Genomic DNA, 15,793 nt, shown 5'->3' on the forward strand with positions numbered 1-15,793 from the left:
TGCCTAAAATCTTATTATAGCCCCAATTGCATTTAGATAAAGATCTATATCTTCGCTATTTACATCTTTGTTAAATACCACGTTATTCAACTTATCAATATGTTTCACAGGAATGCTAAATTTAGCTTCCATATATTCTTCAAGTCCTTTAAGTCTAGAGCTTCCACCATGTATAAATATTTTGCTTATATTATTACCAATTTTTTTATTCTTGAAGAATTGAATGATACGTCCAAGTTCTTCTAACCATTCTTCTACATCTGACCTAATTAACCTTGTCATTTCGCTCTTTTTATAGTTCATAAGGTCACATTGCTCCATTTTTCCAGTTTCCGCATTGATGACACTCATATTAAATGACTTAGCAATGTTTATGTCAATTTGTTTTCCACCAGATTTTATTATTCTAGCAAACTCTAGATTGTGATTAGTATATATATTAGCTTCAAGAGACTCCGCTCCCATATCAATCACGGCTATAGTTTCCTGAGAATTATTTTCATTTTCACTGTTTATATCTCCATGTGATATTAATTTCTTTATAGTATTATAATTAACATCCAAGGCATTAGGTTTTAACTTTGCTGTCTTTAATATTTCCATATAATTTTTCGCCAATTTATTAGGATAAATAACTGCTAAAATTCTTAACTTATCCAAACCCTCCACAATAATTTTTTCTAGGATACTAAATTGTACAATAAAGTCATCCATATTAATAGGCAAGTAATGTTGAAGCTCAAATTTGACTAAAGTTTCTAATTCATCTTCATTAGCAACTGGAACAATTATCTCTCTGTTTATTATAGTTGTACTATTTCCTGTAACATTAGCACTTTTAACTTTAATATTGTTATTAATTAAATATGTTTCAATATCTTTAGGCAAAACTGTTAGGTTTTTAAGACTATCCTCACTTGAATCATTAACAGAAGATTTAAACATAAATGCTTTCTCGATAATTATTTTACTTTTAGTACACTTTCCAACTACAACCTTAATGTTTTGGGTACCTATGTCCAGTGAAATAACTTTCTTATTTAAAAGAGGTTTCCTTGGTTTTAAATCAATAGATACTTTTTTTTGTTTTTTTAATGAAGATAGATCCGATGTTAGTAGTTTTTTTATGTCTAGATTTTTTAGTTTTTCCATGGGAATCACCTCTTATTTGCAATATTAGCAAGTATAAAACAATTAAAATTATTTTATACTTGCTTGAAGATTTAAACTTTATTCAATGGTACTAACTAAAACATTTCCGCTATCATCTATATCTATTTTATAACTTCCAGCAACTGTTGTTGTAGGTGCTTGATAAACGCCTAGATTATTAGCCATGGTTTTCCCTTGAGGGGCTTTTACATCTTTAAATGCAGTTGTTAGTGCATTAACCTCTTTAGTCTGTATATCTGTCTGCGATTCTAACTCAACACCATCTGTAGTCACACTTAACACCCCTGTTGATGAAAATGCAACGGTGAAATATTTTGTACCTGTTGCAATTGTTTCATCAGATACAAGCATTAATGCAGTTCTCTTAATAGTTTCACAACTTGCTGTATCAGCCTTAACCTTCGAATTTTCCCTAACCGCCGTAAAATTCGGTATAGCAATAGCTGCTATAATTGCCATAATTGCTAAAACTATGATAAGTTCTATAAGTGTAAATGCCTTTTTCTTTTTCATGATTATTGTGTTCATTTTTATTCCCCCTAATTTTTTTTTATTATTTTACCGATTGCCATTATAGCACTCGATTAACAATCAATTAATCATCTTCTTCGAAGCTGTTCATCACCTGCGGTGTTGTTATTAAGACTTCAAAAGGTGATTTATACTACCATTAAAATTTTATATTTTGTATAACTCGAATCCTGCTTATAAATGTTGGAAACTTTCCTTTTGAAATGTCGTTAATTAACTGTACTATACATACTAAACATAGGTTGCACTATACCTAACATCATAACTCCAATTAATAAACCCATAATTACAATCATTAAAGGTTCTAATAATGAAGTGAAAGTTTGAATCTGTGCTTCTAATTCCTCATCATAAAAATCTGCAGTTTTGCTAAGTATATCATCTAGAGAACCAGACTCTTCACCAATAGTAATCATAGATATTAACATTGGTGGGAACAATTTAGTTTGCTTTATTGACTCCGCAAGTCCATTACCTTTAATAACATCATCCCTGGCTTTTATTAATTTACTTTGCACTATTCTATTTCCTACAACCTCAGAGACGATATTTAATCCCTCTACTAAAGATACTCCACTAAAGAGAACTGTAGACAATGTTCTTGTAAATCTAGATATAATTATTTTTTCGTTAAGTCCTTTTAAAATCGGCAGCTTAAGCCTTAATTTATGAGATAGCAGTATGCCACCTTCGCTTTTTAGAAAAAATCTAATTCCAAAAATAACTAAAGCTAATATAAGTAGAATTAAAGCAAAGTTGTGTGTGAGTCCTGCGCTCATTGCAAGCATTATTTTAGTGGATGTTGGAAGCACTACCCCGCTACTTGCAAACATAGTAACAAATATAGGCATTACAGTAGTAAGTATTACGACACCTGCAAGCACTGCAACTGTTGCTATTACAGCAGGATATATCATAGCTCCACTAATTTTGTGATTAATCTTATTTTCTTTTTCAAAATGATTGCACATTCTTAACATAATGGTATCAAGATTACCTGTAACTTCCCCTGCTGCTACCATGCTAATTAGTAAATCCGGAAATATTTTTTTTTGCATCCCCATAGCCTCTGAAAGCGTTGCACCTTTTCTTACCTCATCATGAACTTTACCTAAGGCTTCTCTGAGTTTTTTGCTTGCCATTTGCTCAGACAATACCTCTAAGCAATTATTTATTGTGGCTCCTGCATTGAGCATAGTGTAAAACTGGCGGCAAAATATTGATATATCTTTAGTTTTTACTTTTTCAAGAAAACTGAAATCAACTTTTATACCTTCTGGCACCTCTTCTACTAAAAGCGGATAATAATTATTAAGACTAATCATCTCCATAACCCCATCTTTGCTTTTAGCCTCATAAGTTCCTTCTAATCTTTCCCCCTTCTCATTCATTGCCTTATACTTATAATTAGGCATATATATTTACCACCTCCCTTCAATTTTATTATTAAAGATATGCAATCTTTACAAGTTCTTCAACAGTAGTTACTCCCTTAAGTACTAATTCCTTACACGCTTGTCCTAGAGTTTTCATTCCATTTTTCATTGATATCTCTCTTAATACTTCTGTATTATTCGAGCTAATTATAGCGTCTTTATGCTCCCTTGTTATTTCCATTATTTCATAAACCCCAGTTCGTCCTATGTATCCTGTATCTTTACAAAATCCACAGCCTTTTCCTTTATATAAAATAAGCTCTTCTTCCTGTACTATCCCTAGAATCTTTTTTTCATAGCGAGAAGCTTCATAACTGGTTTTGCACTCAGGACAAACTTTCTTTACTAGCCTCTGAGCAACTACACCACAGATAGAAGTAGCCGCAAGGTAAGGTTCTATCCCCATATCTATAAGCCTTAATATAGAAGACGGTGCATCATTAGTATGTAGTGTGCTAAGCACTAGATGTCCTGTAATTGCTGCCCTTACAGCTATCTCTGCTGTTTCTGCATCTCTGACTTCGCCTATCATAATTATATCTGGATCTTGTCTTAATATAGACCTAAGTCCACTTGAAAATGTAAGTCCAGCTTTTGTATTAACATTAACTTGATTTATACCATTCAGCATATATTCAACAGGATCCTCAACTGTAATAATATTTTTATCATTACTATTAAGTTCACTGAGAATAGTATATAAAGTAGTAGATTTACCACTCCCCGTAGGTCCTGTAACTAGCATTATTCCATGGGGACTTCCAATAATGTTTTTTAACTGTTTAAGTTCGTATTCACTCATTTCAAGTCTATCAATACCAATTTTATGATTAGCTCTATTGAGCACTCTCATTACAATTTTTTCACCGTATACAGTTGGAAGAATAGAAACTCTCACATCTACTGTTTTGTCTTCCATTGTCATTATTATTCTTCCATCTTGAGGTGTTCTTTTTTCTGCAATGTTTAAGTTTGCAAGTATTTTTATCCTTGCAACCAAAGCACTTAATGTATCCACCCCAAGAGTTGATATTTGCTGAAGTTGTCCATCTATTCTAAATCTAATTCTCACGTTTTTTTCAAAAGGTTCTATATGAATATCACTTGCCCTAGCCTCGATAGCATTTTTAATTAAGTAATCTACCATTTTAACTACCGGTGCATTTTTTATATCGTCTATAGAAGTTATCTCTTGTAGAACTTGTGATTTATTATCCTTTGCCTTTTCCTTAGATAATTCCGCCGCTGCTTTTGAAACTTGTTCATCAGAGTAACACCTATCAATAGCCTTCTTTATTTCATCTTTTAAAGCTACATAGGTTTCAACTTCAAACCCTGAAGCTATTGAAACATCATCAATTGCATATATGTTAAGAGGATCCCACATTGCAATTTTTATCCTATTTTCATTAAACCCAAAAGGGATTAAATCATGTTTTTCGCAAACATTTTGAGGTACTGCTTTAATAGCCATCTTGTCTATATTAACAGATTCCAATTTAACTCTAGTTATTCCTGTTTGTTCCTCAATTGCGCTTATTATATCTTCTGGAGTTACAATTCCATCATCTACTAAAAGTTCACCTAGTTTCTTCCCTAAAGTCTTCTGCCTATTTAAAGAGTTTTGTAATTGTCTTATTGTAATTTTTCTTGACTGCACTAACAGATCTCCAAGTCGTCTTTTTATTTTCTTTTCCATATAAACACCTCATCATGAGATTTAATAGTATTTATTTCATCTGCAGTTAAAATATTGTCTGCTATAAGTTGACATACAACTACTTTATTAAAAATTAATTTGTTTCAAATTTTTTTCTTGTTTTGAACAAGAATATCTCCTAATCTCTTTTTATTTTGAAGACGTATATTGTTCACTCCTAACCCTATTTTAATTATACTAATTCTACCATTAATAACCTTATATATTAATATAATTTGATTATATATTATTTATTAATTCTATGCAATAGTCTATCTATATATTATGAACTTTTTTTAAATATTATGAAGAACCATAATTATAATTGTTTGCAAATGGCTTATCAACTAAGTCTATAGACCTTTCATGATAATTTAAAATAATACATATTGTTTACAAATGGTAACGTTTCAGAATTTAAAACTTTAATTTCAATCAAAATTCGATTAAATTATGGTTATCTTTAGATAGTATTAATATTTTATATCCCAACTAAAAATAACTAGTATCATTGGATAAAATATAACTTTATCTACCCCACGATACTAGTTACTATTTAATTGTAATATTCATGATAATATCATCACAACTTACTACTGCCTTGATATATTTATAAGTATATTTTCTAAATCATACTTCATAGAAATATGTGTATTAACTAAATAATTAAAATAAATAAAAGAAATTAAGTCAATTCACGTAGTTTCATCTGTAGCTCTTCATAACTAATTATCCCAAATTCATATTGTTTCTTAACATTTCTTATAGATTGAAAATTATTTCTTCTCTTGGTATATTCCTGAAGCTTTAAATCATATTCTTCTTTTGATATTATCTCCATTTCTTGAGCCTCATCAAGGGTTTCTTTTTGACGTTTAAATTCATTCTCAAATCTCTCTTTTTCTCGAGAAATTGCTTGCTCCTTTAATTTTTTTTCTATTTGTATTAATTGTGATTCAAGTTTATTTTTTCTTTCAATTTTAGCCTCTACAAGTTTAAGTAGATCTTTAACACCACTCTCTGGTGCCTCTTCTGTTTTTGAAACATATTCAACATACTTTTTCCCTATTTGCCTATATAACTCATTAAGTTCCTCGTTAATCGTTATAAGTTCGGTCTTAATATTATTTGTCTTTGTATTATCTTGAGATGAAATAACAGCAGTGTTAAAAACATCGGTTGCAGCCCTACTTAAAGATTCTATTGTTAAATTCATTAACTCATCAATAAATCCCATTTTCATTCCTCCTCGCATATTACAATTTTTTAAACTTTCTTCCTCTATAATCAATATAGTTAATAATAAGAAATTTGTGCAATTAAATTATCATTAACCAATTAAAATTTACAAAACTATGAACTATAACAAAATCATATAATTTTTATATTCTGTAGTGAAAAACGGATACGAGAGGGAACATTGTTATGGCACAAAGTAAGAGGAAATGACCAAGTGTCATTTCCTCTTACTTTGACTCAAATCTTAAAATACATGCTATTTCAATATTCTCCTTATAAGTTTCGTTCTGTTCCCATAAGGAGGAAAAATCAGCTTTATATCTAAGGAAGTACTTTTCTTTAATATACTTTTTCTGTGTGAGAAGGTTTCAAAACTATCTCTACCATGATATGAACCCATACCAGAATTCCCGACTCCACCAAAAGGCATATTTGAACTTGTAACGTGAGATATGGTGTCATTCACGCAGCCACCTCCAAAGGAAATTCTGCCCAGGATTGCTGCTTCAACGCTTTTATCTTGTGTGAAAACATATAGCGATAATGGCTTTGGTCTATCATTTATTATTTCAATAACTTCTTCTAGGTCTTCATATTCAAGTATTGGCATAATTGGTCCGAATATCTCATCTAACATAACTGCATCCTGCCAATTCACGTTATCAATAATTGTTGGTTCAATATACAAAGTACCTTCATTTGAATCTCCACCATATATAATTTTGGTCCTATCCTTTTGAATTATTGTAGTTAATCTGTCAAATTGCCTCTTGTCAACAATTCTACCATAATCACTACTTTTAGAAGCATCCTTACCATAAAAACTTACTACCGCGCTTTTTAACTTTTCTATGAAACTTTCTTTTATATCTTTATGTACAAATATATAATCAGGAGCTATACATGTTTGTCCTGCATTTATAAGTTTGCCCCACAATATTCTTTTAGCTGCTATTTCTAGATTAGCGGTTTTATCCACTATTACTGGACTTTTTCCACCAAGTTCAAGAGTTACAGGCACCAAATTTTCAGCAGCTGCTTTCATCACTATTCTACCAACCGGTACGCTACCTGTGAAAAAAATATAGTCAAAGGGTAAATTTATAAGAGCTGAAGTAACTTCTCTTTCTCCTTCAATAACCCGTACATATTTTTCGTCAAAAGTCTCCTCAATCATTTTTTTTACCAGAGCAGCAACAGTTGGCGTGCTTTCAGAAGGTTTTAATACTGCACAATTTCCAGCAGCTATAGCCCCTATCAAAGGTTCAATTAAAAGCTGAAATGGATAATTAAAAGGACCTATAATAAGAACTGTTCCATAGGGTTCATACATAATGTATCCCTTTGATGGGAACTGATGTAGAGGAGCTCTCACCTTTTTAGTCTTAGCCCAGTTCTTTGAATGTTTAATAAAATTACCTATACTATCCAAAACAAAACCAATTTCAGTTCCATAAGCTTCAAATTCACTTTTACCTAGATCCCTGTACAACGCGTTTATTATCTCTTTCTCATATTTTTTTATTACGCTTTTTAGCTTTTTAAGTGCAGATATTCTGTGTTCTATATCCCTTGTTTCACCAGTAAAAAAGAACTTATTATTTTCTTTAAGCATACATCGAGCTTCTTTTGGGTCAATTATATCCATATTAAAATCTCCCTTTTGTGATTATGAATTGCCAACTTCACTTTTAACACTTATATTTATGTTTATATTATATTAATTCAACATAAACCTTTATTTTCCTTCATCACCAGTGAAGATATTAAAATCAAACATCATCTACAGCAAAGTATCTTTCCTTAATATATTCTATAATTATTTATAATCAAGTTAACCAAAAATGAAGCTCTGAAATTACTCCAGAGCTTCATTAAATATTTTTAATTTATATTAAAATGTCTTTTTTAGTGAATACTACATGAGCTATTACATAACAAACTATAGAAGTTACTATCAAAGTCCCTATTCCGAATGTTGTGGTTGCATTTGGGTTATTATATCTCATTGCAACCTCACCCATTAGAACTGGCCCTACAGATCCATAAGTTGTAAACATATATTGTGCTACCTTTTTAAGTGCTGGCATTTCAACGAGTATTGTAAGAGCAACTACACTAACTATGCCCAGACTTACAGAAACCATACTACTCTTTACTATGGATGATAACATAAATCCAACTGATACACATGTTATTATAAATAATGTCTGCATTAAGAACATTCTAATTGCAAAGTTCGCAGTTGTCATTATATACGATGATCCAGCTACTGCTATCAAAGGATGTCCACCATAAATACTCTGAGTCAAATCCCATTTATAAATTGTTCCAGTTATGACTGGGTAGTTTGCATTTCCAAATCCAAATATCAAACCCATTATCACAAATGATAAAATTTCTACAACTAATATTAATATTGTTGCCACTCCAGCCACCGCAATAAACTTAGAAGCTAGTACTTTAGCTCTTGAAACAGGTTGCGTAAGTAATATCTTCATTGTAGGTGGTGTAAATTCACCAGAAACCATGTCCCCAGTAAACACCATTACCCCAACAGCTATAAATATAGTTCCGAGAACCAAAAATAGTGTTTGAATAAAACTAAATGCACTAAGTACGCCTTCCTCTTCAGGTTTTATATTATTATCATATAAGTATTTATCCTTTTGTAATTCTAATTTCATTCTATCTTTCTGATCGGTTGGAAGTTCTAAACTAGTATCACCTATAGTTTTTTGTGACTCATCTATCTTTTCTTTTAACTGAGTCTTCCAATCAACAGTTTTCCCACTGACCTCCAGTTTTATATTGGCAAGCTCTTGCTCCATACTAACAATTTCTTGTTTGCTATATTTATTATTTTCCGCTGTCATATTAGGATCTTCTAATTCCTGTTTGCGCTGCTTTATAGATTCTTCTAAATTTGTCTGTCTAAATTCTGGACTAGACCATTGCTTTCTATTTACCTCATCCCTATAAATGCCATATCCAATAGCAGCTGTTAATAATATAAACGCTGCAAATACAATAATTGTCTTCTTCCTCATCATAAGCTTTTTTATCTCATTTGCAATAAGTGTAAACATCATCATTCCCTCATTCCCCCTTCAACAAGCTCCATATACCTTTGCTCAAGCCCCTTATATTTCTTATAAATTTCTGTTACCCTGATTTTGTTTTCCGAAAGTGAAAAAATCAATCCTGGAGTTGAATCCTCGTCAAGCTCTACAACTAGGGCTTCCCCATCTCTATGGCTTCCATGTACATAAGTTAAAGTTTTAAGTGTCTCCTCGCATTTTTCAATATCCTTTGTAACAATTACTATAGTGTCCTTATCTTGTTTAATATCTCCACCAGTTATACTTTCTATCGCCTTTATTAATCCACCATTTATAAAAGCAACGGTATCACAGAGTTGCTGAACTTCACTTAACATGTGAGATGATATGAATACTGCTGTTTTTAACTCCTTAGCAGCATGTTTAACTATATCTCTAAAATCCATTATTCCTGTAGGATCAAGCCCATTTGTCGGCTCATCCAAAATAAGTAGTTTAGGTTTTGAAATTAGAGCAGCTGCAAGACCTAATCTCTGCTTCATCCCTAGGGAATACTTTTTCACCTTATCATCTATTCTATCCTTTAAATTTACAAGTCCAATTACTTCTTCTACATCTTCTTTAGAAATTTTTCTTATGGCTGCAATCTGCATTAAGTTTTGTCTTCCAGTCAAATATGTATATAATTCTGGATTTTCAACTACTGCTCCAATACAACTTAAGGCTTTTTCTCTAGCTCTACCTATCTCATGCCCCATAATTGTTATTGTCCCTTTGTTTGCAGCTATTAAACCTACCATCATTCTAATAGTAGTTGTTTTACCAGCTCCGTTAGGTCCTAAAAAACCAAAAATTTCTCCTTCTTTTACTGAAAAAGTAATACCTTTTATAATTTCTCTTTTACCAAGTCGCTTGTACACATCTTTTACCTCTAATACATTCACTGTATGACCCCCTATTTCTCCTTGTTATAATATATAAAACAAGTTAATATTATACTATATTTCTACAAACTTCAATAACCTCTTTATAGATCTATTTTAAAGTAGATGTCTCTACTTTCCATAAACAATGTATAAACAAAGTATAAACTCTATTAAATCATCTCCTGCGGAGCTGAAATATTAACTACATTTTTAAAGAACAATATTATTATTCCATTTTCCAGACCTCATATATATTATACACATTACAAGTGATGCGAATGTTGCAAGAGGTGCCGCAAATCCAATTTCATATAACGTGATGCCCGCTACTTTACTTAAAGCAAACGACAAAGGAATACGAATGGTAAATGTAGCTATAAAACTGTGGATCATTGGAAATAATGAATTACCACAACCACTAAAAAACGAATTCATACAAAATACAAAACATACCAAAATGCAATCAATGCTATATGATTTCAAATACAATGCTGCTGTTTCTATAACCATTCTATCCGTTGAAAACAAAGATGTAAGCGATGTTGGATTCCATTGTACATAGGCATAAAATGTTGTTCCAATTACTAAAGAACATCCAATACCTATGTATAAGCATTGTTTTGCCCTTTCCTGTTTTCTTGCCCCCATATTCTGAGCTGTCATTGCTGCAATTGCACTGGCAAATGCAATTGTTGGAAGCATTGCAAATATAATTATTTTTTCTACAACACCTACGGATGCAGATGCAACAAGTCCCATCTTATTAATAACTGCCGTTATTATTATAAATGAAACATTAATTAGCCCATCCTGTAATGCAATTGGCAATCCTAGTTTAATTATTTTTTTTGCCTTTCTTGGTATGATTCTTATATGATTACGGTTAAATTCAAAATTAAATCCCTTCTTTTTAATAAACAAAACTCCAAGTATGAAGCTGATAGCTTGTGATGATACAGTAGCAATTGCAGCTCCTGGCGCTCCCATATGCAAATAGTACACTAAAACTAAATCTACAATTATATTTATTACACAAGCAACTGCAATAAAAAATAATGGTGCTTTTGAATTACCTAAACCCCTTAGAATGCCACTTAATGCATTATAACCTATAATAAATGGGATACCACAAGACGCTATAAAAATATATTGTTTTGTATATTCGACTGCCTGAATTGGTGTATTCATTAGATTTGTAATAGTACCAGTCATAAGTACCATAATTACAGACAAAATAGCAGCCATTATGGCAAATATACAAATTATAGTTCCTATTGCCTCTGCGATATCTTTATGTTTTTTCGCGCCCAAATAGTGACCAATTAAAATGGTCCCTCCCGTTGTTAATCCAAGTATAACCCCTGTAATTGTCTGCATAATTTGGCTCCCGGTTGCAACCGCCGAAACTTGCGCTGAACTTGAAAATTGACCAACAACTAGCAAATCCGCTGCACCATAGAGCGCTTGTAGCAAACTTGCTAATAAAAACGGTAATGAAAATTTTAATAATGTGGGGACAACCTTCCCCTCTGTTAAAACACCATGTTTTGCCATAATATATAGACCTCCTTAAAACAAAAAATACTGCATAAGACAGTTGATCTTACGCAACCATCTTATCCAGCATATAATTATGTATATACCCTCCGATGAAACCAATATTACCTATTCTTTAATTTTATAAAAATAACTTCATTACACTTCTTACAAACTGCTACTATAGTCCCATCATCACAGTTTTTAAATTCAAAGTTTACTGTTTTACTATCTGTTGTTAGATCTTCTATGTTTCCGCATTTACAAATTAATTTCATTGCTGGCCTTCCTCTCAATATTAAAAAAACGTTTATATTGTATTTCTATTTTATTATAGATGCTTCTTTAATTGTTTACAATGGGTTTTTATTTTTTAAAACTCATTAATAAAAAATTTTTTCCTACTTTTTCACTCCATGCTTTTTTCATTCTCCAATCTAACACATCCACTAGTATTATAATAAAATTATATCATATTTATGTTGAATTCACGTGAATCATTAAAAAAAATTAAAATATTAATCTCTCTATCAAAAAATTATAACAGCCAATTTATATAAATTCTATAAATTGACTGTTATGCAAACCCTAATTCATCTCTTAAATCTGTGATAAAGCACCTTCCCTTCTCTTGCAGTTGTTTAAATTACACTAAATTAAATTGATCCAATCTCTTTCACTTTTCATAATTAAAACAAGCCAAATATCATTTTCTAAATCTAAATATTAAATATTAAATCTTAAATCTTAAATCTTTCTAACTACCTAACTTCTTAAATCAAAAATTGTTCTTTTAATCTATATTAATGAATTAGGATTTGCAAGAAGAGTATGTATCTTCTTCTTATTTATATAATAACACAGCAAACAATTCATGTAAAGGTTTTTTCTTAATATTCAGACAATATATTTTTATTTTTTTATTCTATAGAAAACAGTTTTCAGGAAATAATTTGGATAACCTTTTTATAGTTGAGAGATAATGTTTCTAACAAATATTTTCATGCGCAAAAAAAGTATATATTACGTATAATGCATTGAAGTAAGCTTTAGAACTTCTTATTTTATTTTTAATTGATATGCGTTAAGAAAAATATATGTTTGAGCGTAGCGAGTTTATATTTTTTAGCAGATCAATTAAAAATAAAATTAGTAGTTCTTAGCGAAGCGAATGTATTAGTAGTAATATATACTTTTTTTCTTTTTATTTTAATTCAATGCTGTTTTTCACGTTAACTGTGAAGGCTTCACCTTTTTTCATCAATATATGACCTGAACTGTAAGGACTTCCTTCTACGGTTATATAAACTCTATCTACACCATAATATGACCCAAGTGTATTAGTAATGCATTGTAATATCATGCCTTCATACCCTGACCCTGCATTCATTTCACTAACAAACTCTTTTGTAAAATCAACATAAACCATATTATCATTGTTTAAATAAAGACTTTTTATTTTAGCATTTTGGCTAAGCACCTTTCCTAAATTTTCATTTCCCTTAGGTAGATCTTTAAATGCTTTTTCTAAAATACTCTTTGTTATATCATTAGTATTAAATGAAAGCTCCTTATTTACGAAATATAGCTTATCCTCAACCACATTTGGATAATAAAATTTTACTGTTTGAGTAATTTTAGCGTTTTTCTCTATTTTACTTAAGGTAGTGGAAACCTCCATGTCTTTTGCAACATATAACGATTTAACTAACCCAACATTTGGTGCATAATAGTCTAAATTCTTACTATCTTTATTTTGAGTTGTAACTTCAATGGTTTTATATTTACCTGAAGGTGTGGTTATATTAACATCTACATTTGAAATAGTTCGTTTTATATTATCTGCTATAGTCCACGTAGTTCCTTTTACTAATGGTTCTTTTAACATTACTTCTGCTTTACTACTAGGCTTCCCAGTTAAATCTTCTCTATAATAAAATTCAGGTCTAGAAAATATCTTAGAAAGCTGACCATTTTTATTTTCAAGCACTTCACCCATTACAGTTCCACCATTACTAGATCTTAGTTGAACACGATTTCCAGTTAAATAATCTACTGAAACGTCCTTAGCTGCATATTCATTACCTTTACCCTCATATACATATTTCGTATTTTCTTTATATGAAAAATAGTCCTTAATAGTTGGTAATACCTTACCTACCTGTGAATCTGTATTTTCCACAATTGGGGTAGTTACCTTGGGAACTGGAGTAGTCACCTTTGGAACTTCATTTTGATCACCAGGCTTAACAACATTTTTACCTGCGCAACTGCTGAGAAGTACAACTGAAAAAATGAGGCTAGTAATTAATAACATCTTTTTCATTCTTTTATCTCCTCTATGCTTATTTTAATATAATTATACCTCTTATAATTCCTATTTCCAATATCATTTATACATATTTAACCCTATTTGAACAACAAAAGAGTTGAAACATTTTTGTCCCAACTCTTTTGACTTATTTTACATAAAAAACAATAGATTCATATGGTCTTAAAGTTAATTTTTTTATATTATTAATTGTATCTTTATAATTAGATAACAAAATGGTTGATTGCCCATAGATTGATAACTCTTGTGGCAAATTAAAATCTATTTCACTCCCATAAAAATTATTAATAACTAAAAGATTCTCATTTTTCCATGAACGAATATAAGCAAATATTTGAGAATGACCTTTTAAAATAATTTTAAAATCGCCATAAGCAATTACATCATACTTTTTTCTAAGTTCTATAAGCTTTTTGTAGTGGTAGAAAATAGAATCTTCATCCTTGAGAGCTCTTTTTGCATTTATTTCTTTGTAATTGTTAGTTATTGATATATGCGGTGAACCGGTTGTAAATCCAGCATTTTTCTCATCATTCCATTGAACTGGAGTCCTAGCATTATCTCTTGATTTTGATTGCAATATCTTAATTATTTCCTTTTCATCTGTGCCCTTCTCTTTTAAAATATTATAGTAATTTATCGATTCCACATCTTTATATAACTCAATTTTATCAAAGTATGAATTTGTCATACCCAGTTCTTCTCCTTGATAAATATAAGGTGTACCCCTTAACATATGAATTGTTGTTGCTAGCATTTTTGCAGATTGTGCGTGGTATTTTTTATCATCTCCAAAACGAGACACAATGCGTGGCTGATCATGATTGCACCAGAATACTGCGTTCCATCCATTACCTTCATTAATTCCGACTTGCCAATCATTAAGAATTTGTTTTAACTGTATGAAATCAAAATCCATTAAACTCCATTTATCACCATTTTTATAATCAACTTTAAGATGATGAAAATTAAATACCATTGATAATTCCTTTTCCTCTTGGCTAGAATATTTACAACAATTTTCTATAGTTGTAGACGACATTTCCCCAACTGTAATTATATCTTCACATTTTCCAAAAGTTTGTCTATTAAGTTCTTTCAAATATTCATGAATTTTAGAACCATCTGTATAAAAACGGCGACCATCGCCAGTGAAATCATCTTCATATTTATCAGGTTTTGAAATTAAATTAATTACATCAAAACGAAATCCTTTAACGCCTTTTCCGATCCAAAAGTTTACCACATCAAATACTTCTTGTTTTAGCTCCTCGTTTTTCCAATTAAGGTCTGCTTGAGTTTTATCAAACAAATGCAAATAATATTCATCAAATTCTTTAGCATATTCCCAAGCGGAACCACCAAACTTCGAAACCCAATTTGTTGGTTTATCACCATTTTTAGGTTCTTTGAATATGTAGTAATTCTTATACTTTTCATCACCATTCATAGCCTTTTTAAACCACTTATGCTCTGTAGACGTATGATTAAAAACCATATCTAGCATAACATCAATTCCTAATTTTTTAGCTTCTACCACCATTTCCTCAAAATCATCCATTGTTCCAAACATATTATCTATACTACAATAATCTGAAACATCATACCCATTATCTACTTGTGGAGAATTATAAAATGGAGTCAACCATATATAATCTGCTCCTAATTCTTTTAAATAATTTAATTTCTGAGTAACACCTTTTAAGTCTCCAATTCCATCGCCGTCAGAATCTTTAAATGATTTAGGATATATTTGATAAACTACACTTTTTTTAAAATCTTTCATACCCTACTCTCCTTTAAATTAATGCACATAAAAGGATTAATATTTAACACTCCTTTATGTGCATTATATTTTT

The 15,793-nt window shown here is 30.7% G+C and carries 12 protein-coding genes; all 12 read right to left on the minus strand.

Annotation, left to right across the window (positions count from 1 at the left end; all coding sequences use genetic code 11):
* Positions 1-3: 3 nt before the first annotated feature.
* Complete coding sequence (gene pilM, locus ACREVX_RS14995; RefSeq protein ID WP_431545028.1) at positions 4-1,152, minus strand: pilus assembly protein PilM; 1,149 nt, start codon at positions 1,150-1,152, stop codon at positions 4-6.
* A 78-nt stretch (positions 1,153-1,230) separates the two neighbouring features.
* Positions 1,231-1,701, minus strand: a complete 471-nt coding sequence (locus tag ACREVX_RS15000; protein ID WP_431545029.1) for a prepilin-type N-terminal cleavage/methylation domain-containing protein — start codon at positions 1,699-1,701, stop codon at positions 1,231-1,233.
* A gap of 212 nt (positions 1,702-1,913) precedes the next feature.
* Positions 1,914-3,119 carry a type II secretion system F family protein gene (locus ACREVX_RS15005; protein ID WP_431545030.1) on the minus strand — a complete coding sequence of 402 codons (1,206 nt, stop codon included), beginning with the start codon at positions 3,117-3,119 and terminating at the stop codon, positions 1,914-1,916.
* A gap of 31 nt (positions 3,120-3,150) precedes the next feature.
* Positions 3,151-4,839: a GspE/PulE family protein gene (locus tag ACREVX_RS15010; RefSeq protein WP_431545031.1), complete on the minus strand. Its 1,689-nt coding sequence runs from the start codon at positions 4,837-4,839 to the stop codon at positions 3,151-3,153.
* Positions 4,840-5,524: 685 nt separating this feature from the next.
* Positions 5,525-6,076, minus strand: a complete 552-nt coding sequence (locus ACREVX_RS15015) for a hypothetical protein (protein WP_431545032.1) — start codon at positions 6,074-6,076, stop codon at positions 5,525-5,527.
* Positions 6,077-6,334: 258 nt separating this feature from the next.
* Positions 6,335-7,726, minus strand: a complete 1,392-nt coding sequence (locus ACREVX_RS15020; RefSeq protein ID WP_431545033.1) for an aldehyde dehydrogenase — start codon at positions 7,724-7,726, stop codon at positions 6,335-6,337.
* Positions 7,727-7,967: 241 nt separating this feature from the next.
* Positions 7,968-9,173 carry a DUF2705 family protein gene (locus ACREVX_RS15025; RefSeq protein WP_431545034.1) on the minus strand — a complete coding sequence of 402 codons (1,206 nt, stop codon included), beginning with the start codon at positions 9,171-9,173 and terminating at the stop codon, positions 7,968-7,970.
* Complete coding sequence (locus tag ACREVX_RS15030) at positions 9,170-10,084, minus strand: ABC transporter ATP-binding protein (RefSeq protein ID WP_431545035.1); 915 nt, start codon at positions 10,082-10,084, stop codon at positions 9,170-9,172. Before ACREVX_RS15030 ends, ACREVX_RS15025 begins: the two co-directional genes overlap by 4 nt.
* Positions 10,085-10,276: 192 nt before the next feature.
* Entirely contained in the window at positions 10,277-11,620 is a 1,344-nt protein-coding gene (locus tag ACREVX_RS15035; RefSeq protein ID WP_431545036.1) for an MATE family efflux transporter, read from the minus strand.
* A 107-nt stretch (positions 11,621-11,727) separates the two neighbouring features.
* Positions 11,728-11,880 (minus strand): hypothetical protein, encoded by a 153-nt coding sequence (locus tag ACREVX_RS15040; RefSeq protein ID WP_431545037.1) that lies wholly within the window; start codon positions 11,878-11,880, stop codon positions 11,728-11,730.
* 926 nt (positions 11,881-12,806) lie between these two features.
* A complete protein-coding gene (locus ACREVX_RS15045) occupies positions 12,807-13,928 on the minus strand; it encodes a GerMN domain-containing protein (protein ID WP_431545038.1) in 1,122 nt (373 codons plus the stop codon).
* A gap of 133 nt (positions 13,929-14,061) precedes the next feature.
* Entirely contained in the window at positions 14,062-15,720 is a 1,659-nt protein-coding gene (gene treC, locus ACREVX_RS15050; RefSeq protein ID WP_431545039.1) for an alpha,alpha-phosphotrehalase, read from the minus strand.
* Between the last annotated feature and the right edge of the window lie 73 nt (positions 15,721-15,793).

Origin of the sequence: Clostridium sp., from assembly GCF_050717545.1 — a bacterium.
In the GTDB taxonomy this organism is placed as follows: domain Bacteria; phylum Bacillota; class Clostridia; order Clostridiales; family Clostridiaceae; genus Clostridium_AD.

What these genes read in the sequence shown, in the direction of transcription:
- pilM (WP_431545028.1), bottom strand. Translation starts at nt 1,152, where the DNA reads ATGGAAAAACTAAAAAATCTAGACATAAAAAAACTACTAACATCGGAT.
- ACREVX_RS15000 (WP_431545029.1), bottom strand. Translation starts at nt 1,701, where the DNA reads ATGAACACAATAATCATGAAAAAGAAAAAGGCATTTACACTTATAGAA.
- ACREVX_RS15005 (WP_431545030.1), bottom strand. Translation starts at nt 3,119, where the DNA reads ATGCCTAATTATAAGTATAAGGCAATGAATGAGAAGGGGGAAAGATTA.
- ACREVX_RS15010 (WP_431545031.1), bottom strand. Translation starts at nt 4,839, where the DNA reads ATGGAAAAGAAAATAAAAAGACGACTTGGAGATCTGTTAGTGCAGTCA.
- ACREVX_RS15015 (WP_431545032.1), bottom strand. Translation starts at nt 6,076, where the DNA reads ATGGGATTTATTGATGAGTTAATGAATTTAACAATAGAATCTTTAAGT.
- ACREVX_RS15020 (WP_431545033.1), bottom strand. Translation starts at nt 7,726, where the DNA reads ATGGATATAATTGACCCAAAAGAAGCTCGATGTATGCTTAAAGAAAAT.
- ACREVX_RS15025 (WP_431545034.1), bottom strand. Translation starts at nt 9,173, where the DNA reads ATGATGATGTTTACACTTATTGCAAATGAGATAAAAAAGCTTATGATG.
- ACREVX_RS15035 (WP_431545036.1), bottom strand. Translation starts at nt 11,620, where the DNA reads ATGGCAAAACATGGTGTTTTAACAGAGGGGAAGGTTGTCCCCACATTA.
- ACREVX_RS15040 (WP_431545037.1), bottom strand. Translation starts at nt 11,880, where the DNA reads ATGAAATTAATTTGTAAATGCGGAAACATAGAAGATCTAACAACAGAT.
- ACREVX_RS15045 (WP_431545038.1), bottom strand. Translation starts at nt 13,928, where the DNA reads ATGAAAAAGATGTTATTAATTACTAGCCTCATTTTTTCAGTTGTACTT.
- treC (WP_431545039.1), bottom strand. Translation starts at nt 15,720, where the DNA reads ATGAAAGATTTTAAAAAAAGTGTAGTTTATCAAATATATCCTAAATCA.